The organism is Mycobacterium sp. WUMAC-067 (assembly GCF_020217485.1).
Lineage (GTDB): Bacteria > Actinomycetota > Actinomycetes > Mycobacteriales > Mycobacteriaceae > Mycobacterium.
Genome location: NZ_JAEKMI010000010.1, coordinates 93,724 through 114,706, shown reverse-complemented (window position 1 = coordinate 114,706; position 20,983 = coordinate 93,724). Strand labels below are relative to the sequence as shown.

The window sequence follows — 20,983 nt, the reverse complement described above, 5'->3', positions numbered from 1 at the left end:
GACGGCACCCTACCGACACGCAGCAGATAGGAACGCGCACGGCTACTATCGAAAAATGCCTCAGCTCACGGACGCAGACCAGACCGGCAGCCGAAGCCGCCGGCGAGGCGAGGTCCTCGAACGCGCCCTCTACGAGGCCACCCTGGCCGAACTGACCGAAGTCGGGTACGGGGGCCTGACCATGGAGGGGATCGCGGCGCGCGCCCACACCGGCAAGGCCGCGCTTTACCGCCGCTGGGACACCAAGTGCGAGCTGGTGCACGCCGCTTTGGTTTTCGCGCTGCCGCCGCTGCCCGAGCTGCGTTCGGGTCGTTCGGCCCGGGAGAACTTGCTGGCGATGTTCACCGCCCAGCGCGACCTGCTGGCCGGAAAGACCGCCTTTCCCGGCTTGGACGTCATCCATCAGCTCTTGCACGAACCGGAAATGCGGACCATTTTCGCCGACGCCGTGGTGCGGCCGCGCCTGCGGATCGTGGAATCGATCCTGCAGGCCGCCGTGGCAGACGGTGACCTCGATCCGACGACGATCACACCGCTGACCGCGCGCATCGGGCCGGCGTTGATCAACCAGCACTTCCTGCTGAACGGGTCGGCGCCGAACCGGCGGGAGCTGGCGCTCATCGTCGACACCGTGATCCCGCCGCGGGCCTCGCGGCCGACCGCTTAGGGCCCGGTTTTGATCCACTGGCCGGCGTCGCCCACGATGCCGACCGGAACGGCGCCGGACAGGCTGACGTTCTGCACGCTCGGTGCGGCCGCGACGATCGTGGTGTCCTGCAGGATCGGCAACACCGTGGACATGTTCCACAGCCGCGGTTCGACCGCGGTGATGACGTCGTTGATGCTCTTGGTGCCGTTGAGGGCGGCATCGATGTTCGACTGGATGCTGCGATCGCAGATCCCGGTGAAGTTCGACGGCGCCTGCACCAAAGCGTTGGGATCCGCGGGCCGGCTGGGCGGCGGTGCGGACGTCGGCAGTGTCGAGGTGGGGGCGGTCGTGGTGCCCGGCCCGGTGGACGGCGCGGGCCCGGCGGGAGCCGACGAGGCCGGCGTCGCCTCCCCGGTGGCCGGGACCTGGGTCGATTGCAGCGCGGGACAGCCGTAGCGGGAAGCGAGGCGGGTCGCCAGGTTTCCACCCGCCTGGTGCCAGCCGACGATCGCATCCACGCGGCTGTCGTTCAGCGCGTCGCGGTAGAGGGTGACGGGGTCCAGCGCCAGCACCGTCGCGGCGATGCCGACGTTGCGCAACTGGTCGGCGGCGGTGTTGGCCACCGCCACCGCGGTCGGGTCATTGGCCGCCACCCCGATCGCCAGCGACAGCTGTTGGCCGTCCTTACTGATCCGGCCCCGGATGACCTCGGGCGGCCCGGTGTTCGCCGGGGTCGGCGCGGGTGACGCCGAGGCATTGGGTTCGACCCGGTATCCGGCCCCCTGCAGCAGGGTCAGCGCGGCCGCCGTCGTCATCGCCGGCGGCGCGGTCGGCTCGTAGCCGGGATCGCTCGGCGCGCGGATCTGGGCCTGATCCAGGGTGACCGTATTGTCGCTGCCCGCGCCGACGGCGGCGAGCAGGTCGACGTCGAGCAACCCCAGGATCGCCTTACGGACTTGCGTGTCAGACAGTTTGGGCTCGGTCGCGCGCAGCGTGAGCTGCATGACCCGCGGCGTCACGATCCGCGCGGTCCGGACGTCGGGAATGGCGGACAGCTGCGCGAAGGCCGCCGAGCCGCCGTGGACCTGCGCCACCTGGGTGTCGCCGTTGCGCACGGAGTCGGCCAGCGCGGCGGGCGCCCCGGCGCGCCGGAAGAGGATGAGCGCGGGTTTGGCCGGCGGCCCCCAGTAGCGGTCGTTGCGGGCGACCAGGATCTCGTCGCGCTGGGGGTCGATGCTTTCCACGCGGAACTGCCCACCCGTGACCGGAAGCGCCCGGGCCAGCCCGGCCGCGAATCCGCCGGGCACGTCCTTGACGATGTGCGCGGGAAGGATGTTGCTGAACAACTCTTTCCACGCCGGATACGGCTGCGCGAACGTCACCACCGCCTGCTTGCCGCCCTCGAGCGACTGCACGCCGGTGATGAGGTCATAACCGGCCGGGTCGACGACTCCGGGCTGACTGACCATCTGGCGCCACAGGTACCAGAAGTCGTCCGCGGCGATGGGGGCGTTGTCGGTCCACTGCGCCTCCGGCCGGATCTTGTAGGTCACGGTGAACGGGTTCTGGCTCGTCACGTCGGCGGACACCAACAGCGTCGGGTCCATCTCCCAGCGTGAGCCCGTGGGCGCGGTGGTGTCCGGAACCGGCCGAAAGGCGCTCGGCAACACCAACGCGCTGATCGCCGCGTTCACCGGGGACAGGTCGGACAACAGGTGCGGATTGAAGCCCGCGCCGATCGAGTCGATGCCCATGATGATCTCGCTGACCCGGGGCGGCGGCGGAACCGAGTTGTGCGGCGTATCGGTGCTCTGCGGCGCCGGCGGCGGGTTGACCGTACACGCCGAAACCACCAGCCCGACCAACGAGACGAGGCCGCCGAGCACCATGAACAAGCGGCGGACGCGTCTCGGCACGCTGATCAGGGTAGCGAGCAGCCGCGCAGCGGCCCGTTCGACCACCAGAGGTTAGCCCCGGGCCTTGGCGCGCGACCGGCTGCGCGCCCGGGCGGTGGCGTCCAGCTCGACCTTGCGCACCCGCACGATCTCCGGAGTCACCTCGACGCATTCGTCCTGCGCGCAGAACTCCATGGCCTGCTCCAGGTCGAGCTCGAGCGGCTTGGCCAACGTCTCGATGACATCGGCGGTCGAGGACCGCATGTTGGTCAGCTTCTTCTCGCGGGTGACGTTGATGTCGAGATCCTCTGCGCGCGGGTTGATTCCGACGACCATGCCCTCGTAGGTGTCCTGGCCGGGCTCGACGAAGAACTGACCCCGGTCGGCGAGCTGGATCATCGCGAACGGCGTGATGGTGCCCGCGCGGTCGGAGACCAGCGACCCCGTGTGGCGGGCCCGGATCTCCCCGGCCCATGGTCGGTAGCCGTCGAACACGGCGTTGGCGATGCCGGTGCCGCGGGTGAGGGTGAGGAAGTCGGTGCGGAACCCGATCAGTCCGCGGCTGGGCACGATGAAGTCCATCCGGACCCAGCCCGCCGCGTGGTTGGCCATCTCTTCCATGCGGCCCTTCCGGGCGGCCATCAGCTGCGTGATCGCGCCGACGAACTCTTCCGGGCAGTCGATCGTCATCGCCTCGAACGGCTCGTGCAGCTTGCCGTCGATCGTGCGGGTCACCACCTGCGGCTTGCCGACCGTGAGCTCGAAGCCCTCCCGGCGCATCTGCTCGACCAGCACGGCCAGGGCGAGCTCGCCGCGGCCCTGCACCTCCCAGGCGTCGGGCCGGTCGATGTCGACGACCCGGATCGACACGTTGCCGACCAGCTCGGCGTCCAGCCGGCCGCGGACCATGCGCGCGGTCAGCTTGTGGCCGGACACCTTGCCCGCCAGCGGCGAGGTGTTGGTGCCGATCGTCACCGAGATCGCGGGCTCGTCGACCGTGATGCGCGGCAGCGCGTGGGCGTGGTCGGGATCGGCCAGGGTGTCGCCGATCATGATCTCGGGGATGCCCGCCACCGCGACGATGTCGCCAGCGACCGCCTCGTCGGTGGCGCTGCGCTCGACGCCTTCGGTCGCGAGCAGCTCGGTGATCTTGGCGCTGGTGATGACGGGCAACCCGTCGACCTCGCGCATCCACGCGACCTGCTGGCCCTTGCGCAGCTTGCCGTTGTAGATCCGGATCAGGGCGAGCCGGCCGAGGAACGCCGAGGCGTCGAGGTTGGTCACCAGCGCCTGCAGCGGGGCCTCCGGGTCGCCCGACGGCGCCGGGATGTTTTCCATCAGCACGTCGAACAGGGGGTCCAGGTTGTCGCCGGCGGGCGCCTCGCCGTCGGCGGGCTGCTCGGTGCTGGCGACGCCCGCGCGCCCGGACGCGTACAGCGTCGGCAGGCCCAGCGCGTGCTCGGCGGCCGCGGCCGCCTCGTCGTCCAGGTCCGACGCGACGTCGAGCAACAGGTCGTGGCTGGCCTCGACGACCTCGGCGATGCGCGCGTCGGGCCGGTCGGTCTTGTTGACGACCAGGATCACCGGAAGGTGGGCGGCCAGCGCCTTGCGCAGCACGAACCGGGTCTGCGGCAACGGGCCCTCGGACGCGTCGACCAGCAGCAGCACCCCGTCCACCATGGACAGCCCGCGCTCGACCTCCCCGCCGAAGTCGGCGTGACCGGGGGTGTCGATCACGTTGATCACCGTGACGGTCCCATCCGGGTGATGGCGATGCACCGCGGTGTTCTTGGCCAGGATGGTGATGCCCTTTTCCTTCTCCAGGTCACCGCTGTCCATGATGCGTTCCTGGGTGTCGTCACCGCGGTGGTGCAGCGCGCCCGACTGCCGCAGCATCGCGTCAACCAGGGTGGTCTTGCCGTGGTCGACGTGGGCGACGATAGCGACGTTGCGAAATGACACGTCGGTGATTGTGGCAGCGGGGGGCTGTCAAAGCGAACTGGCTAGCGAACCGGCTGGTGGCCGGCGCCGGCGTTGAGTGTGCGGTGGCGGCGTTGAGTGTGCGGTGGCGGCGTTGAGTGTGCGGTGGCGGCGTGGCGGATCGGCGTGTCGTCGGCCTGGCTGCACGACCAAAGCCCACGTCGCACACCGAACGGCGAGACGGCGCCTCGCGCCTTGGCCGGGTCCGCTACCAGCCCCGGCGCCGCGGCGCCGTGCCCACCAGCTGGCCCTTGCCCGCCGCCTCGCGGCTGCGGTAGACGATGTAGGGCCGGAACAGGTAGACGACCGGGGCGCTGAACACGTGCACCAGCCTGGTGAAGGGCCACAGCGTGAACAGCACCATGCCGATCAACGCGTGCAGCTGATAGTCCAGCGGCGCGTTGATCATCACCTCGCCGTGCGGCTGCAATATCCAGATCCGGCGGAACCACAAACCGACCGTGTAGCGATAGTGGAACTCGCCCCCGTGCGGGCCCGTGCCGATCAGGTCGCAGTACAGGCCCACCACGATCGCCAGCACCAGCACCACATACATCACCTTGTCGCTGCGGGTGGTGGCCATGGACACGGCGGGGCGAGTGAACCGCCGGTACACGAGCAGCCCGATTCCGACCAGCGTCGCGATGCCGGCCGCCGAGCCCGCGATGACCGCCTGCATGTGGTAGAGGTGGTCGCTCATCTTCATCATCTGTGTGACCTTCGGCGGGATGAACAGCCCCACCACGTGCCCGGCGAACACCGCCAGGATGCCGAAGTGGAAGACGGGGCTGGCGATGCTCAGCAGTCGCGACTCGTAGATCTGCGAGGACCGTGAGGTCCAGCCGAACTTGTCGTAGCGGTAGCGCCACCAGGTCCCCACGATCAGGACCGACAGCGTGACGTACGGGGCGATATCCCAGAACAGGACGTTGCTAAACACCTGGCGTTCCTTTGCGGGGTGGCACGGTCAAGGTAAACGGTTGCAGCCCAACGGCTTCCGCGGGCGGGCCGGCCTGCGCCAGCCGCTCGGCGCGGCGCACCTCCTGATCGGTGGCAGCCGGCAGGGTCTCGCAGATCGCCGCAACCACCGGCTCGTACGGTGACTTGGCGTCGGCCAGGGCGCCGCGCAACACGTCGATCGGCACGCGGTGCTGGACCAGCAGTCGCCGGCCGGCCTCGGGATCGACGGTCGCGGCGAATTCGAGCACCACGGTCAGGTGATCGGGCGCCTCCCCGCTCGGCGGCTGCGCACCCGCCTCCCGGTACGCGGTGGCGAACGCCAGCATCTCCCGGCCGCGGTTGCGGGTGTCCCCCGCGGTCCAGTACGTCAGATACATCGTGGCGCGCCGGCGCAGGTCGAACGTCGCGACATAGTCCATCGCGGCGGCCATCGGCTCACGGGCACGCAGCGCCGCCGCCGTCTGCTCGAGGAGCGCCGCCGCGGGACCGCTGATGTGGCCGAGTATTTCGTCGACGGCGTCCAGGCGCTCGGCGAACCCGTCGTCCGGGTAGGCCAACAGCAGCGACGCCGCCTGCCACACCAGGCGATCCTGCATCGCCCGGCCGGTGGAACGCTCGCGGAGCGCGGACAGGAGCCTCACCGCTTCTGCTCCTCGGGGAACATTCCCGCGGGCACCTGGCCACCGTCCCAATTGAGCAGGTTCACCCGCGGCCGCGCGTGAGCGGGTTCCGCGTCTGCAGCGCCGCCACGCTGGAGCGCGTGGAAGGTCTCCACCGACACCGGGACGGGCTCCGATTCGTACATGCCCGGGCCGCCCTCGCCCGTCAACGAACAGCCCATCTCCTCGAGCTCGCGGGCCTGCGGGGCGAAGGCCGTCGGAATCACGTAGCGCTCTTCGTATTTCGCGATGGCGAGCAGCCGGTACATCTCGTAGATCTGTTCTTCGGTCATGCCGACCGAATGCGGGATGTGCGGTTGGGTGTCGCGGCCGAGATTGATGTCGCGCATGTAGGAGCGCATCGCCGCCAGCCGCCGCAGCACCCCTTCGACGACGGCGGTGTCGCCGGCGGTGAACAGCTCGGCCAGGTATTGCATCGGGATGCGCAGCGCGTCCAGCGCGCCGAACAGGTTGCCGATGTCCTCCCCGTCGTGCCCGTCGCGGCTGACCGCGTCGACCACCGGTGACAGCGGCGGGATGTACCAAACCATCGGCATGGTGCGGTATTCCGGGTGTAGCGGCAGCGCCACCTTGTAGGTGTGGATGAGCGCGTAGATCGGGGAACGTTGCGCGGCCTCGATCCACTCGTCGGGGATGCCCTCGGCCCGCGCACCGGCGATGACGTTCGGATCGTTAGGGTCCAGCAGGATCTCGCACTGCGCCTGGTAGAGATCGGTGTCTTTTTCCACCGACGCCGCTGCCAGCACCCGATCGGCGTCGTAGAGGACCACCCCGAGGTAGCGCAGCCGCCCCACACAGGTTTCCGAACAGATGGTCGGCAGGCCGACCTCCATGCGCGGATAGCACAGCGTGCACTTCTCGGCTTTGCCGGTCTTGTGGTTGAAATAGACCTTCTTGTAAGGACATCCGGACACGCACATCCGCCAGCCGCGGCAGCGGTCCTGGTCGACCAGCACGATGCCGTCCTCGCTGCGCTTGTACATCGCCCCCGACGGGCACGACGCCACGCAGGAGGGGTTGAGGCAGTGCTCGCAGATCCGGGGCAGGTAGAACATGAAGGTCTCTTCGAGCGAAAGTTTGATCTCCTCGCTGATCTTCTTCAGGATCGGGTCCTCGGCCAGGATCTCCGACGAGCCGGCCAGGTTGTCGTCCCAGTTCGGCCCCCACGACACCTTCATCGGCTCACCGTTGATCGCGCTGCGGGGCGCGGCCGTCGGGAAGGTGTCACCCGCCGGTGCGGTGATCAGGTTCTCGTAGTCGTAGGTCCACGGCTCGTAATAGTCGCCGATGACGGGCAGCTTCGGGTTGGCGAAGATGCGCAGCAGCTTCTGGATACGGCCGCCGTCGCGCAACCGCAGCCGGCCCTTCTTGTCGCGAATCCAGCCGCCCCGCCACTTCTCCTGGTCCTCATACGTGCGCGGATAGCCTTGGCCGGGACGGGTTTCGACGTTGTTGAACCACACGTATTCGGTCCCGGATCGGTTGGTCCACGCCTGCTTGCAGGTCACCGAGCAGGTGTGACAACCGATGCACTTGTCGAGGTTCATCACCATCGCCAACTGCGCCATGACCTTCATCAGTACGTCACCTCCTGGCTGCGGCGACGCACGACGGTCACCTCGTCGCGCTGGTTGCCGGTCGGCCCCAGGTAGTTGAATGCGAACGCGTGCTGACCGTAGCCGCCGGCCAGGTGGCTGGGCTTGATCCGCACCCGGGTGAGCGCGTTGTGGTTGCCGCCACGCTTGTTGTTGGTTTCGGTGCGCGGGGTGTCGACGGTGCGCTCCTGCACGTGGTAGACGTACACCACCCCGTCGGGCATCCGGTGCGAGACGATCGCCCGGCACACGTAGATGCCGTTGACGTTGACCGCCTCGACCCAATCGTTGTCGCGCACTTGGATTTTCGCCGCATCGCCCGGGCTCATCCACATCGTCGGGCCGCCGCGGGACAACGACAGCATGTACAGGTTGTCCTGGTAGGTGGAGTGGAAGGACCACTTCGAGTGCGGCGTCAGGTACCGCACGGTGAGCCCGATTCCGTCGTCCGTCGGGCCGAGCTGTGGCTGGCCGAACAAGCGGGCCATGTCCAGCGGCGGCCGGAAGACCGGCAGGTGCTCGCCGAGTTCCTCGACCCAGTCGTGGGCCAGATAGAAATGCATCCGCCCGGTCAGGGTGTGGAACGGCTTGAGGTTTTCGATGTTGATGGTGAACGGTGCGTAGCGGCGACCGCCCGTTTCGCTGCCCGACCATTCCGGGCTGGTGACCACGGGTACGGGCCGCGCCTGGGTGTCGGCGTAGCTGATGCGCTTGTCCTCGCTGCCCTCGGCCAGATGCACCAGGCGCTGACCCGTGCGCTTCTCCAGCTCGTGGAAACCCTCGACCGCCAACCGGCCGTTGGTCGTCCCCGACAACAGCAGCAGCACATCGGCCATCCGTGCGGCGGTGGTGACGGCCGGACGGCCCGCTGCCACACCGGATTTGAGCACACCGAATTTGGCGGCGAGCTCCTCCACCTCCCGGAACGGGTGCACCGTGATGCCCTTGGTTGTCAACCCGAACTTGTCGACCAGCGGACCCAGCGTCAGCCACTTGTCGTAGATGGCACCGTAGTCACGGTCCACCACGGTCAGCTTGCCCATGGTGCGGCCCGGCACCGGCGTCCCACCGTTGTGCAGCCAATCCTGCTCGGTGCCATCGGGATAGGCCATCGCGTCGGGCGTGTCGTGCTGCAGCGCGCTGAGCACGACGTCGGTGCGGGTGCCCAGGTGCTCCTTGGCCATGGCGCTGAAGGCGCGCGCGATCGCGCCGAAAGCCTCGAAGTCCGAACGGGTTTCCCAGGGCGGGTCGGTCGCGGCGCTGAACGCGTGCACGTAGGGGTGCATGTCCGTGCTGGAGATGTCGGCCTTCTCGTACCAGGTCGCCGCCGGCAGCACGACATCCGAAACCAGCGTCGTCGAGGTCATCCGGAAGTCGATCGACATCATCAGGTCGAGCTTGCCCTCGGGGATGTCCCCCTCACACGTCACATCGACGGGGCGCACCCCGTCCTCGGGCGGCACCGCTGAGGCGTTGGAGTCGGTTCCCAGCAGGTGGCGCAGGAAGTACTCGCCACCCTTGCCCGACGACCCGATCAGGTTGGCGCGCCACACGGTAAGCACCCGCGGCCAGTTGACGGGGTTGTCGGGATCGGTCACCGCGAGTCTGAGTTTGCGCTGGCCGAGCTGCTCGGCGACGTAGTCGGTGACGTCGCGGCCCGCGGCGCGCGCCTCGTCGGCGACGTCCAAACTCGACCGGTCGAACTGCGGGTAGTACGGGCTCCATCCCATGGCCACCGCCGACGCCAGCAGGTCCATGGTGTGCTTGCCCGCGAAGCGGCCCCGGCCCACCGGGCTGGCCAGCTTGTCCGCCCCGTAGCCGTCATAGCGCCATTGGTCGGTGTGCGCGTACCAGTACGAGGCACCGGGCACCTGCCGCGGCGGCCGCACCCAGTCCGTGGCCATCGCCATCGTGTGAAATCCGGTGAGCGGGCGCACCTTTTCCTGGCCGACGTAGTGGGCCCAGCCGCCTCCGTTGCGGCCCATCGACCCGGTCAGCATCAGCAGCGCCAGCACCGCACGGTAGATCGCGTCGGCGTGGAACCAGTGGCAGATGCCGCCGCCCATGATGATCATGGAGCGGCCGCCGGATTCCTCCGCGCTGTGCGCGAATTCCCGTGCCACACGGATGGCCTGGGCGGCCGACACACCGGTGATCGCCTCCTGCCACGCCGGGGTGTTCTGCTGCGTCGCGTCGTCGTAGCCGGTGGGCCATTCGCCGGGCAACCCCTCGCGCGCCACCCCGTACTGCGCGAGCATCAGGTCGAAGACGGTGCACACCACATGCTTACCGATGCGGCGCACCGGGACACCGCGCGCCACGGTCGTGCCCTCGCCGTCGACGGTGTCGAAGCTGGGCATGTGCACCAGCGCGGTGCTGCCATCCCCGTTGGAGCCGTGGGCGTCTCGCACGCTGAGCGCCGGCACCAGGTCACCTAGATCCAGGTTCCACTTTCCCACCCCGGACTCGCCGTACCGGAAGCCCAGCGAACCATGCGGAACCACAACCGAATTGGTGGCTTCGTCCAGCACCGCGGGCTTGAGTGCCGCGTTCTCGACCGCCTCACCCAGGTCCGCCGCCGTCAGGTTCTTGCCCGGCACCAGCATGTCGCCGCGTTCTTCCAGCTTGATCAGGAACGGCAGATCGGTGTAGCGACGCGAATAGTCGGTGAAGAACGGGACCTGCTTTTGCACATAGCATTCCGAGAGAATGACGTGACCCATCGCCATGGCCAGCGCCCCGTCGGTGCCGGCCGCGCACGGCATCCACTCATCGGCGAACTTGGTGTTGTCGGCGTAGTCGGGGCTGACCGTGACGACCTTGGTGCCGCGGTAGCGCGCCTCGGCCATCCAGTGCGCGTCCGGCGTGCGGGTGATCGGCACGTTGGAGCCCCACATCATCAAATACGCTGCGTCCCACCAGTCTCCGGACTCGGGGACGTCGGTCTGGTCGCCGAACACCTGCGGTGAGGCCACCGGGAGGTCGGCGTACCAGTCGTAGAACGACGTCATGGGGGCGCCGATCAGCTCGAAGAAGCGCGAGCCGGCGGCATAGGAGACCATCGACATCGCCGGGATCGGGGAAAATCCGGCGACCCGATCCGGGCCGTAGGTCTTGATCGTGTGCACGTGCGCGGCGGCGATCAGCTCGGTGGCCTCGGCCCAGGTGACGCGGACCAGTCCCCCCTTTCCGCGGGCCTGCTGATAGCGCCGGCGGCGCTCGGGATCGGCCTGGATGTCGGCCCACGCCAGCACCGGATCGCCGAGCCGCGCCTTGGCTTCCCGGTACATCTCGACCAGCACGCCACGGGCGTAGGGGTAGCGCACCCGGGTGGGCGAGTAGCTGTACCAGGAGAAGGAGGCGCCGCGGGGGCAACCACGCGGCTCGTACTCGGGACGGTCCGGACCCACCGACGGATAGTCGGTCTGCTGGGTCTCCCAGGTGATGATCCCGTCTTTGACGTAGATCTTCCACGAGCATGACCCGGTGCAGTTCACGCCGTGCGTGGAGCGAACCACCTTGTCGTGGCTCCACCGGTCGCGGTAGAACACGTCGGCCTCGCGTCCGCCCTGCCGCGTCACGGTGCGCAGGTCAGCCGAGATCTCGCCCGGCGTGAAGAACCGCCCGCTGCGCTCCAAGAGCTCCTCGAGCACTCCACCAATGTGCGGTGTGGCAGTCAAGAAGTACTCCTCCTCGTCGATAGCGTCGCGCCTCGTCGTCCGGCCCTGCGTGTGATCCCAGTTGAGTTGTGTGCGGCGATCATCCCCGTGATCCGCCCGTCCGCACCAACTCGGATCGGCTCAACCATCGGCAGTTCGGGACCGCGGCCTGGGCGGCGATACAGCACCAGCATAGGTCGGCGTGGACGGGCCGATCACCTTCGCCGCACGCGGTGAATCCGGGAAAACAGGGTCATGAGCATCGGTTTTCGCGCACGCGAGGGCCTCCCGGTCGGGCACCGAGCCGGGACGGCAGGGTCTGAACAATCATTCGGCTGGCTATCGGCACGCACATCCAGGGCAGATTCGTGTGGCGTTACTACAAGTCATATCGTCGTATTCAGTTGACTGTGGCGACCTGCAACGCGGCTGTGCATCAGCTGCGGGAAGTCTGTGGGCTTGTTATGAGGGGCGTTCACAGGGCGCCGGCCAAGTCCGCCAGCCAGCCCCTGTCGGCCGGCACCCAGTCGAGATCATGCAGCTCAGCGGCGGTAATCCAGCGCAGGGCTCGGTGATCACGCGCGTCCGGGCGGCCGCTGAGCAAACGCGCCCGGTAGGCGCGCAGCGTGATCCCGCCGTCCACCGCGATGTCCGCGCCGAGCCGGTCGCCCACCGCGACGTCGCCCGTCGCCAAACCCAGCTCCTCGGCCAGCTCGCGGACCAGGGCGTCGCGCTCGGTCTCGCCGGGCGCGACCTTGCCCCCGGGTAGCTCCCAGCGGCCGGCCAACTCCGGCGGGCGGACGCGCTGTGCCACCAGGACGCGCGCGTCGCAGATGAGGGCGCCGGCGACGACGATCTGGGTCGGCATGGCCAGTGACGGTATACGGCGCCCTTGCGAATCACCACCGCTCGGCAACGCCGGCCGCACCGCCGGTGGGATCCGGACAGCTTCGGGCCCCGCACGCGAGGGCGAACGTCTCGGCATCGGAGCAAGGGCCGTGCAGCCTCGCCCGCGAAACTGCCGCCGAGACGGCCACCCCAGTCGATTTCTCTATCGAATTATGTTGGGACATAACGACTCTCTTACGGTTTAGTCGCCGCCGTGGAATACTCGACCCTAGTCGGTCACGACCACTACAGGCACTTCCAACGAGGGGAGTTGACAATGATCGCCAAACCCGCAAAGTCGTTCACTCGGATCTTCCGGGGCTATGACCCGGCTCTGGTCGACCCCTACATCGAGGCGTTGCTCGCCAAGGAGAAGGTACTGATCGACGAAGTCCTGAACCTCAGGACCCAGCGAGACGAATCCAGCAATGAAGCGGCCGGGCTGCGGATCGAGGTCGCCTGCCTCAAGGACGAGGTCGCCGCACTGTCGGACACGTCACCGACGCCCTATGCGATGCAGCATCGGATGGCGAAGCTGCTGCGGCGCACGCTCGATGAGGTTTCCCGGATGCAGGACGAGGCGCGCGCCGAGGCGGATGCCCTGATCGCGGATGCCGTGGCCGAGGGGGAGGCCGCGCGGCGAGAACACCGAGAGTTGTTGGAGCACATGGCCGTGCAGCGAAAAGCGCTCGAAGTGGAGTGTGAGGAAACCAGGAAGAAGCTCGACGCCGACCTCGCCGGGATGCGGGCCGAAGCCCAGGCATTGATCGATGCGGCCTCGCGGGACGCCCAGCATGAACGTGAGCAGCTGCTCGCCGACGCAAAGCAGAAAGCTCACGAGTTCGATGAGCGAGCCCACCGGGCGATGGACGAGGCGAATCAGCAACGGATCATGATCCTGGAAGAACTGATGGGCGTGGCCCGCGACCTAGAGGGCGTTCCCACCAGCCTGGAGTCCGCTTACCAGCAAAGACAGAGCCTCCCGGAGGCGGACGTCGTGGTGGCGTTGGACCAGAAAAAGCAAGCACCGGGTAACTCCGCCGTAGCCTCGTAGGTGACCACCTTCGCGGGAGGTCGCGTTCGGGGCCGCCCCCTCGATCAACCCGTTATCCGACAGGAGAGGACGAGTCCGATATGGCCGTGTTAACGGATGAGCAAGTGGACGCCGCACTGCCCGAGCTCGACGGATGGGAGCGGGCCGATGGGGCCCTGCGCCGCTCAATCAAATTTCCGAGTTTTCTCGCCGGCATCGACGCCGTGCGCCGGGTGGGCGAGCACGCGGAGAGCAAGGACCATCACCCGGACATCGATATTCGTTGGCGGACAGTCACTTTCGCTCTCGTCACGCACTCCGAGGGTGGCATCACCCAAAACGATATCGACATGGCCCGCGATATCAACGGCATCGTCGACAGCTAGCCGGTGGCCTCGGCGCGTTCGCCGGGCGTGGCGAACCGCCCGCGGCTGCCGGTGGCCGCGATCCAGATCAACGTCGCGACCGCGGCCACGGTGTAGATCAACGCGGCCCAGGCCAGGTACCACGGGCGGCTGATCTGCCAGATGGTCGGTTGAGCGAAGCTCAGCAACCACGGCACGCCGATCAGGGTGAGCACCAACCAGCCCCAGCCGACGATTCGCGCTCCGCGCAGCGTGCGCCCCGCGCCGTGGATCGCCCAGATCATCAACGGCACCAGCCACACCCAGTGGTGGGTCCAGGAAATCGGCGAGAGCAGCAGCCCGAACAACTCGACCACGAGCAGCCTGCCCAATTGATCGGCGGCGTCCAGCGCGCGCCAGGCCAGGACGGCCAGCACCGCGGTGACGACGAGGGCGACCACCAGCGGCGGGCCGAACCCGACGTCGTGGCCCAGGATGCGCGAGATGCCGCCGCGCCACGACTGATTGAACGAGGTGGCGATGGGGCCCACCCGGTGGGCGTCGCCGAGCAGGTCGGTGAAGTAGTAGCGGGTCTGATCCCCGACCACCACGACCGAAATCCCAATGGTGGCAACGAAAACGACCGCCGAGAACACCGCCGCGGCCCACCGCCGGGCGCCGGCCAGATAGACCCCGGAGATGGCGGGGGTCAACTTGATTCCGGCCGCCACGCCGACCAGTAATCCCGACAGCCACCATCGCGTGGTGTAGACCGCCCACAGCACCGCGGTCATGAGCAACACGTTGACCTGGCCGTAGTCGAATGTGCTGCGCAGCGGCTCGATCCAGATCGTGATCGCCGTCCACGCCATCGCGAGTCGGCGGCCGCGGGGGCCGGCCGCCACACCCGTCAGGCGCTGGCTGATCCGGATCGCGGCGTACAGGGCGGCCATGGTCGCGACCTGCCACAGAAATGCGACGAGCCCGAACGGCAGCAGGTGCAGCGGGTAGAAGACGACGGCCGCGAACGGCGGGTAGGTGAACGGCAGCGGGAAGTCCGGTGTCTGGTCGGCGTAGACGTAGCTGTACAGGGCGCCGGGATGGTCGATCGCGGCGGCCCCGCCGAGGTAGACGTGCAGGTCGACGAAGTTCGCGCCGTTGGGGGCCAGGTAGGTCCAGGCCAGCCGCGCGGCGATGCTCACGATGAGCAGCATCGGCGCGCCCCCTTCGAGGAGACTCACCAACCGCTGGGTGATGGGTGCCGCCGGGGCGGCCGAGATGGTTTCTATCCGCCCGACTTTAGCGATCGGGGCGTGCGGCGCCGCCCCGTCGGTCCCGGACTTCTATTTAGGGAACCGCATTTCGCGCTTTCGGTCACCGCTCTCACTCGTCTCCGTAACGAATGAATAAATGCCACACGTGTCACTTGAGTCCCATCTGCATCAAAGTAGCTTCAGCGGCGGGACCTGTAATCGATCAATCAGGGAGAGTCATGCCAACCATCTGGACTTACTTGCGTGCAGCCGCCGTCGTGGCCGGTTCGTCCGCAGCACTATTGACGGGCGGTATCGCCCACGCCGACCCCGTGCCGGCTCCGGCGGTGCCGAACATTCCGCAGCAGCTGATCAGCTCGGCGGCCAACGCACCTCAAATCCTGCAAAACCTCGCGACCGCACTGGGCGCCACGCCGCCCTCGGCGCCGGCCACACCGGGCATCAGCTTCCCGGGTGTTCCGGCCGCCGCCTCGCCGGCGTCGGCGTCCACGGCGGGCATCCCGTCGATCCCCGGCCTGACGCCGGCGGCACCCGCCGCTCCCGCGTCATCTCCGGCGGCGCTCCCGTCCATTCCGGGGCTGGCGCAGTCGGCGACGCCGGCCGCGCCGGCGGCACCTTCCGCGGCGTCCGGCATTCCGGGAATGATTCAGGGCCTGACCGGCGCACAGCCGGCGGCCGCGAGCCCGGCCGCTCCGGCGTCCTCGTCGATCCCGGGCCTGCCCGCGATCCCGGGGCTGTCGGCACCGAGCGCGCCGGCCACGCCGCCCGCACCGCAAATCCCGCAGGCGCAGGTCAACATGCCGGCGATGCCCGCGGGCCTTCCGGTGCCCTCGCAGGTGCGGCTCCCGCAGGATCTGCCGGCGCTGGCTTCGGGCCAGACCCCGGCGGCTCCGGCGGCACCAGCCGCTCCGGCCGCACCCGCGCCGGCTGCCAGCCCGGCCGGACCGGCAGCGCCGCTGCTTGCCGCATTGCCTTGAGCAGCGTCGTAGTCGGACCAATCAACCACTGAGAACCGGAGGACACCGTGGCAACCACTTGGAATCTGTCCAAAGGTTTGGCCGCTGTCGTCACGGCATCGGTTGCCGCGCTCGGGCTTAGCCCGAGCGCGGTAGCCGATCCGGCGGCGCCGCAGCCGACACCACAATCCAACGCGGCCCAACAGCTGCCGGGTCTGCCTGCCCTGTCGCAGCTCAGCCCGCTCATCCAGCAAGCGGCGGGCGACCCGCAGCAAGCGACGCAACTGCTGATGGCCGCCGCGCAAGCCTTCGCCCACAGCCCGACCGCTCCCAGCGAGTCGAAAAACGTGGCGGCGGCGGTGAATCAGTTCGTCCAAGAGCCCACCGCACCCGTGCAACACGTTCCCGCGACCGGCGTGGAACCCGGTTTGCAGGCGCACCTGCCGACCGGAATCGACCCGGTGCACGCGGCGGGTCCCGCACCCGAAGCGGCACCGGAGGCGCACCTGCCCGCCGGCGTCGACCCGGCGCACGCGGCCGGGCCAGCGCCGGCACCCGTGCCCGCCCAGCCCGCCGCCCAGTCCGCGAATGTGCCCGCCGCGGCACCGGTTCCGGCGCCACCTGCGCCGGACGCCGCCCCGACGGCGGCCGCCCCCGGGTTCGGCGCCGACACGCCGCCGACCCAGGACTTCATGTATCCCTCGATCGGCACCAACTGCCTTGCCGATGGCAGCAGCGCCATCGCCACCGCACTGTCGGTCGCGGGCCCGGCCAAGATTCCGCTTCCCGGCCCGGGGCCCGGGCAGACCGCCTACGTGTTCACCGCGGTCGGCACGCCCGGACCCGCCGAGGTGCAGAAGCTGCCGTTGAACGTCACCTGGGTGAACCTGACCACCGGCAAGTCCGGCACCGTCGCCCTCAAGCCGCGTTCGGACATCAACCCGGAGGGGCCGACGACGTTGAGCGCGATCGCCGACACGGGCTCGGGCAGCATCATGTCGACGATCTTCGGGCAGGTCACGACCAAGGAAAAGCAGTGCCAGTTCATGCCCACGATCGGCTCGACGGTGGTGCCGTAACAGACCGGCGCCGTCACCGTCTCGCCACCTGCGAACGCGCGTGTCCCCGCACCGGGGTCACGCGCGTTCGCTACTAGTACGCCATGAACAGGATCGCGTCGCGGTCGTACTCGAGGCCAGGATGAACGCTGGCGAGGTGAGCCTGGGTCAATTCGACCAGCTCGTCCTCGTCCTTGCCGACAATGGCTTCGCCGCACGGACACGTCAGGTGTGTCTTCACGTTGCCGCCCTTCCCTTCTGTACACCCACTACTTCGCCGCCTTGGCTGCCGCTTTCATCTGCTTCTTATAGGAACGCACCGCGCCCATCGATTCGGCGTCGACGATATCGGCGACGGAGATGTGCGTGCCCGGTTTGCCGAACTCGCCGGCGGCTCGTCGCCACCCGGACGGCGTCACCCCGTACTGCTTGCCCAGCAGCGCCAGAAAGATCTGCGCCTTAACGGCGCCGAAACCGGGCAGCCCCTTGATGCGCCGCAGCAGCTCCTCGCCGTCGGGGTCGCCCGCGGTCCACAAGCCCGCGGCGTCGCCGTCGTAATCGTCCACGATGATCTGGGCCAGGGTCTGGATACGTTTGGCCATCGATCCCGGAAACCGGTGGATCGCAGGCCTTTCCGAGCACAGCGCGGCGAACTTGTCCGGGTCGTACTCCGCGATCTCGTGAGCGCCGAAGCTGCCCATGCGGTCGGCGATCTTCTTCGGTCCCGAAAAGGCGGTCTCGAACGGCACCTGCTGATCGAGGACCATCCCGATGAGCAGGGCCAACGGATTCTCGTCCAGCAGCGCGTCGGCCTCGGGATCTTGAGCCAGCCAAAGTTTCACCGTCAACGACCTTCCTTCCGCTGAACACCCTACGACCGAGACCGCCTGGCGCGACACCAACCACCGAAATTGCGCCTATGACCAGCACCCTAACCATCGAGTTATCGTGACGTGGTGGTGGATGAGGCCCGATTGGCGCTGATGCTGGCCCGCGACGAACTGCACGCGCTCGTCACCTCCTATTGCCGGGCCATCGACCGCGCCGATTACGACGGCCTCCGGGGCCTGTATCACCCCGACGCGACCGACGCGCACGGGTCGTTCTCGACCGGCGGTGTCGAACAGTTCATCGCGCAGTTGCAGGCCGCGGAGCCGTATGTGCGTGTCTCCCAACACAACATCACCACGACGAACTTCGTGATCGAGGGCGAGGCGGCCCGCGGTGAGGTTTACTGCCTGGTGTTTCACACCTTCGCCGACCCCGAGCACGACGTCGACGTGGTCATCGGCGGCCGGTACCTGGACGAGTACACCAAGCACGACGGGCGCTGGAAGTTCAGTCGACGCACCATCGTGGCGGACTGGGCATACCAAAACGACCCGTCCCAAGTGAACTTCGGACACCCCAGCACGCGGGGAAGCCTACGCGGCAGACCGGGGCAAGACGACCCGTCGGTCGGCCTGTTCTACCCACCCCGGGGATAAACGAATCAGGCTGTCTGCCAACGACTCTCGGGTCAGCCGCTCTTGCGGCGGAATTCGCGGCGGTTTCCCGCCGCGCCGTGCGCCCGGGACTGCTTGCCGGCGCCGTCTTTGTGGTCGGACGCGTTCGAGGATTTCGCCATCTTGCGGTCGAGGGCTTCGCGGAACTTGCGCTTGGTGTCCTCGTCCGACCCGGGCGATTCAGAAGCCCCCGAAGATTTGGACGACTTTGAACCCTGCCGGGCATTCGATTCAGCCATGGGTGCAGCTTAGCCCCGGTCTGCCGGGCGGGCCCGCGGCCGGCGCGGCTACCGCATGCCCGGGGGCATGCCGTACAGGTGGGTGATCGGCAGCGTCAGCAGCACCCGCCGGTCGGTGACCATCGCCTGACGGTATTCGTCCCAATCCGGGTGTTCGCCGGCGATGTTGCGGTACAAGGCAATCAACGCCTCCACGGTGCTGTCGCCGGGCGCGGCCGCCGGGGGCGTCAGTTCGGCAGTGCCCTCGGCGACGGCGTACGACCAGCCGTCGTCGGCGTCGACCAGGATCGACGCCCGCGGGTCGCGGCGCAGGTTGCGCGTTTTGGCGCGCGGCTCGGTGATCGACACCTGGATCGCCATGCTGCGCGGGTCGAAGTGGTAGCTGACGTTCGACAGCTGGGGTCGCCCGTCGCGCTTGATGGTGGCCAGCACCCCGAGGGAATGTCCGCTTATCAAGGCCAGCAGCTTGTCGTCGAAGACTTGGCGTCCCATGACGAAAGCCTACGTCGCGCGCCGCCCGGGCGGCCCGGGATGGCCGTTTGGCGGCCGGGCTGGTGGAATCTGGGCATGACCGAGTACGCGGCGTTTCTGCGTGGCGTGAACGTCGGGGGCGTCAACCTGAAGATGGCCGAGGTGGCGGCCGCGCTGACCGACGCGGGCTTCACCGCGGTGCGAACCGTGTTGGCCAGCGGCAACGTCCTGCTGGAGTCGTCGGCCGGCGCGGCGACGGTGCGCAAGAAGGCCGAGTCCGCGTTGCGCGAACGTTTCGGCTACGACGCCTGGGTGCTGGCCTATGACCTCGGCACCGTGCGCGACGTGGTCGCCGCCTATCCGTTCGAGCGCGACGCCGACGGCTACCAGTCCTACATCACGTTCGTCGCCGATGAGGCGGTGCTCGACGAGCTCGCCGGGCTGGGCAAGGACGCGGGTCCGGACGAGCGGATCAGCCGCGGTGACGGCGTGCTCTACTGGCAGGTCCGCAAGGGCGCCACCCTGGACAGCACCATCGGCAAGACGATGGGCAAGGCCCGCTACAAGTCGTCGACCACGACGCGCAACCTGCGTACGCTCGACAAGGTGTTGCGCTGAGCGGCAGCACCACACAGACTGTGCGCCAACGATTTTCGATGCCGGACGATACCGCTTACTCGTCGGGCACCGATTCGATGTAGCGCAGGGCATCGGCCTTGTCCAACCCGAGTCCCCGCGCTACCCGAACGTACTCGCGGGCGGCGGCCGCCATCGCGGCGTCGGTCGGGTCGTAGCGGGCGACGAATGTGCCGAAGCGGCCCCGGGTTTCGATGATGGCGGCGGTTTCCAGCTCGCGGTAGGCGCGAGCCACGGTGTTGACCGCGACCCCGAGTTGGCCGGCCAGGTCCCGCACGGTGGGCAGGCGGGTGCCCGGCGGCAGCGCGCCCTCCCGGACCCCGTCGATCACCTGCGTCCTGAGCTGGTCGAACAACGGCTTGCCCGCCTTCACGTCGACCCGCAACCAATCACCCAGTTCCACCCGTTCAGTATCCCCCAGCTCCGGCTATCTTGGTGGGATGCGCGTAGCGGTGCTCAGCGGCGCGGGGATCTCCGCGGAAAGCGGTGTGCCGACCTTCCGCGATGACAAGAACGGGTTGTGGGCACGCTTCGATCCCTACGAGCTGTCCAGCACACAAGGGTGGCGCGACAACCCGCAGCGCGTCTGGGGCTGGTATCTGTGGCGGCACTACCTGGTCGCCGATGTGCAACCCAATGCGGGTCATCGCGCCATCGCCGCCTGGCAGGACGATGCCCAGGTCACCGTCATCACCCAGAACGTCGACGACCTGCACGAGCGGGCGGGCAGCGACTCCGTCCACCACTTGCACGGAAGCCTTTTCGAATTCCGTTGTGCGCGTTGCGCTGTGCCGTACAGCGGCGCGCTGCCGCAGATGGCCGAGCCGGCGCTGGAGGTGGAGCCTCCGGTGTGTCAATGCGGCGGCCTGATCCGGCCCGACATCGTGTGGTTCGGTGAGCAATTGCCCGACGAGCCCTGGCAGCGCGCCCACGAGGCGACCGAGTCCGCCGACGTGATGGTGGTGGTCGGGACGTCGGCGATCGTCTATCCGGCGGCCGGGCTCGCGGAGCTGGCGCTGGCGCGCGGCGCCGCCGTCATCGAGGTCAATCCCGAAGTCACGCCGCTATCGGCCAACGCCACCCTCAGCATCCGCGAGTCGGCCGGCCAGGCGTTGCCCGGACTGCTGCAGCGGCTGCCGGCACTGCTCAAGTAGGCGGGCC

The 20,983-nt window shown here is 68.4% G+C and carries 21 protein-coding genes; 8 read left to right on the top strand and 13 right to left on the bottom strand.

The features are described 5' to 3' along the window. Positions 1 to 55: 55 nt before the first annotated feature. Positions 56 to 667, top strand: a complete 612-nt coding sequence (locus JF781_RS09645; RefSeq protein WP_225329960.1) for a TetR/AcrR family transcriptional regulator — start codon at positions 56 to 58, stop codon at positions 665 to 667. Here the strand turns inward: JF781_RS09645 and JF781_RS09640 are convergent. From JF781_RS09640 to JF781_RS09610, 7 genes are all read right to left on the bottom strand, one after another. Then, positions 664 to 2,571, bottom strand: coding sequence for an ABC transporter family substrate-binding protein (locus JF781_RS09640; protein ID WP_225329963.1), 1,908 nt, complete (start codon positions 2,569 to 2,571; stop codon positions 664 to 666). The two genes, JF781_RS09645 and JF781_RS09640, sit on opposite strands and share 4 nt — an antisense overlap. Before the next feature lie 45 nt (positions 2,572 to 2,616). Further along, on the bottom strand, positions 2,617 to 4,506 hold the full coding sequence (gene typA, locus JF781_RS09635; protein WP_225341158.1) for a translational GTPase TypA: 1,890 nt from the start codon (positions 4,504 to 4,506) through the stop codon (positions 2,617 to 2,619). Positions 4,507 to 4,732: 226 nt separating this feature from the next. Continuing rightward, on the bottom strand, positions 4,733 to 5,464 hold the full coding sequence (gene narI, locus JF781_RS09630; RefSeq protein WP_225330455.1) for a respiratory nitrate reductase subunit gamma: 732 nt from the start codon (positions 5,462 to 5,464) through the stop codon (positions 4,733 to 4,735). After that, on the bottom strand, positions 5,457 to 6,125 hold the full coding sequence (gene narJ, locus JF781_RS09625; protein ID WP_225330456.1) for a nitrate reductase molybdenum cofactor assembly chaperone: 669 nt from the start codon (positions 6,123 to 6,125) through the stop codon (positions 5,457 to 5,459). Before narJ ends, narI begins: the two co-directional genes overlap by 8 nt. Continuing rightward, the gene (gene narH, locus JF781_RS09620) at positions 6,122 to 7,741 is read right to left on the bottom strand and encodes a nitrate reductase subunit beta (RefSeq protein ID WP_225330457.1); all 1,620 of its coding nucleotides are present in this window, start codon (positions 7,739 to 7,741) and stop codon (positions 6,122 to 6,124) included. Before narH ends, narJ begins: the two co-directional genes overlap by 4 nt. Next, a complete protein-coding gene (locus tag JF781_RS09615) occupies positions 7,741 to 11,439 on the bottom strand; it encodes a nitrate reductase subunit alpha (protein WP_225330458.1) in 3,699 nt (1,232 codons plus the stop codon). Before JF781_RS09615 ends, narH begins: the two co-directional genes overlap by 1 nt. A gap of 454 nt (positions 11,440 to 11,893) precedes the next feature. Next, positions 11,894 to 12,286 (bottom strand): (deoxy)nucleoside triphosphate pyrophosphohydrolase, encoded by a 393-nt coding sequence (locus JF781_RS09610; protein ID WP_225330459.1) that lies wholly within the window; start codon positions 12,284 to 12,286, stop codon positions 11,894 to 11,896. 297 nt (positions 12,287 to 12,583) lie between these two features. Here JF781_RS09610 and JF781_RS09605 point away from each other — a divergent pair, with 297 nt between their 5' ends. Then, positions 12,584 to 13,360, top strand: a complete 777-nt coding sequence (locus JF781_RS09605; protein WP_225330460.1) for a cell division protein DivIVA — start codon at positions 12,584 to 12,586, stop codon at positions 13,358 to 13,360. 80 nt (positions 13,361 to 13,440) lie between these two features. After that, positions 13,441 to 13,725, top strand: coding sequence for a 4a-hydroxytetrahydrobiopterin dehydratase (locus JF781_RS09600; protein WP_066868689.1), 285 nt, complete (start codon positions 13,441 to 13,443; stop codon positions 13,723 to 13,725). Here the strand turns inward: JF781_RS09600 and JF781_RS09595 are convergent. Beyond that, the gene (locus JF781_RS09595) at positions 13,722 to 14,990 is read right to left on the bottom strand and encodes a mannosyltransferase (protein WP_225330462.1); all 1,269 of its coding nucleotides are present in this window, start codon (positions 14,988 to 14,990) and stop codon (positions 13,722 to 13,724) included. The two genes, JF781_RS09600 and JF781_RS09595, sit on opposite strands and share 4 nt — an antisense overlap. A gap of 185 nt (positions 14,991 to 15,175) precedes the next feature. On the opposite strand from JF781_RS09595, the gene JF781_RS09590 reads away from it, so the two are divergent. Further along, the gene (locus tag JF781_RS09590; RefSeq protein WP_225330461.1) at positions 15,176 to 15,934 is read left to right on the top strand and encodes a hypothetical protein; all 759 of its coding nucleotides are present in this window, start codon (positions 15,176 to 15,178) and stop codon (positions 15,932 to 15,934) included. Between the two features lie 47 nt (positions 15,935 to 15,981). Then, complete coding sequence (locus JF781_RS09585; protein ID WP_225341157.1) at positions 15,982 to 16,992, top strand: hypothetical protein; 1,011 nt, start codon at positions 15,982 to 15,984, stop codon at positions 16,990 to 16,992. Positions 16,993 to 17,065: 73 nt separating this feature from the next. Here the strand turns inward: JF781_RS09585 and JF781_RS09580 are convergent, their stop codons facing one another. Next, positions 17,066 to 17,212 carry a hypothetical protein gene (locus tag JF781_RS09580; protein WP_007169078.1) on the bottom strand — a complete coding sequence of 49 codons (147 nt, stop codon included), beginning with the start codon at positions 17,210 to 17,212 and terminating at the stop codon, positions 17,066 to 17,068. Between the two features lie 28 nt (positions 17,213 to 17,240). Further along, the gene (locus JF781_RS09575) at positions 17,241 to 17,813 is read right to left on the bottom strand and encodes an HhH-GPD-type base excision DNA repair protein (protein WP_225328153.1); all 573 of its coding nucleotides are present in this window, start codon (positions 17,811 to 17,813) and stop codon (positions 17,241 to 17,243) included. A 111-nt stretch (positions 17,814 to 17,924) separates the two neighbouring features. Here JF781_RS09575 and JF781_RS09570 point away from each other — a divergent pair, with 111 nt between their 5' ends. Continuing rightward, complete coding sequence (locus tag JF781_RS09570) at positions 17,925 to 18,458, top strand: nuclear transport factor 2 family protein (RefSeq protein ID WP_225328151.1); 534 nt, start codon at positions 17,925 to 17,927, stop codon at positions 18,456 to 18,458. A 32-nt stretch (positions 18,459 to 18,490) separates the two neighbouring features. Here JF781_RS09570 and JF781_RS09565 read toward each other — a convergent pair whose 3' ends face one another. Continuing rightward, positions 18,491 to 18,715 (bottom strand): DUF5302 domain-containing protein, encoded by a 225-nt coding sequence (locus JF781_RS09565; RefSeq protein ID WP_225328150.1) that lies wholly within the window; start codon positions 18,713 to 18,715, stop codon positions 18,491 to 18,493. A gap of 48 nt (positions 18,716 to 18,763) precedes the next feature. Continuing rightward, positions 18,764 to 19,207: a PPOX class F420-dependent oxidoreductase gene (locus tag JF781_RS09560; protein WP_225328149.1), complete on the bottom strand. Its 444-nt coding sequence runs from the start codon at positions 19,205 to 19,207 to the stop codon at positions 18,764 to 18,766. Between the two features lie 75 nt (positions 19,208 to 19,282). Between JF781_RS09560 and JF781_RS09555 the strand changes: the two genes are divergently transcribed. Beyond that, positions 19,283 to 19,804: a DUF1697 domain-containing protein gene (locus JF781_RS09555; RefSeq protein WP_225328148.1), complete on the top strand. Its 522-nt coding sequence runs from the start codon at positions 19,283 to 19,285 to the stop codon at positions 19,802 to 19,804. A gap of 55 nt (positions 19,805 to 19,859) precedes the next feature. On the opposite strand, the gene JF781_RS09550 is transcribed toward JF781_RS09555, so the two are convergent. Next, positions 19,860 to 20,225: a GntR family transcriptional regulator gene (locus JF781_RS09550; protein ID WP_008254464.1), complete on the bottom strand. Its 366-nt coding sequence runs from the start codon at positions 20,223 to 20,225 to the stop codon at positions 19,860 to 19,862. Between the two features lie 37 nt (positions 20,226 to 20,262). Between JF781_RS09550 and JF781_RS09545 the strand changes: the two genes are divergently transcribed. Beyond that, on the top strand, positions 20,263 to 20,976 hold the full coding sequence (locus JF781_RS09545; RefSeq protein ID WP_225328147.1) for an NAD-dependent deacylase: 714 nt from the start codon (positions 20,263 to 20,265) through the stop codon (positions 20,974 to 20,976). Positions 20,977 to 20,983: the final 7 nt, after the last annotated feature.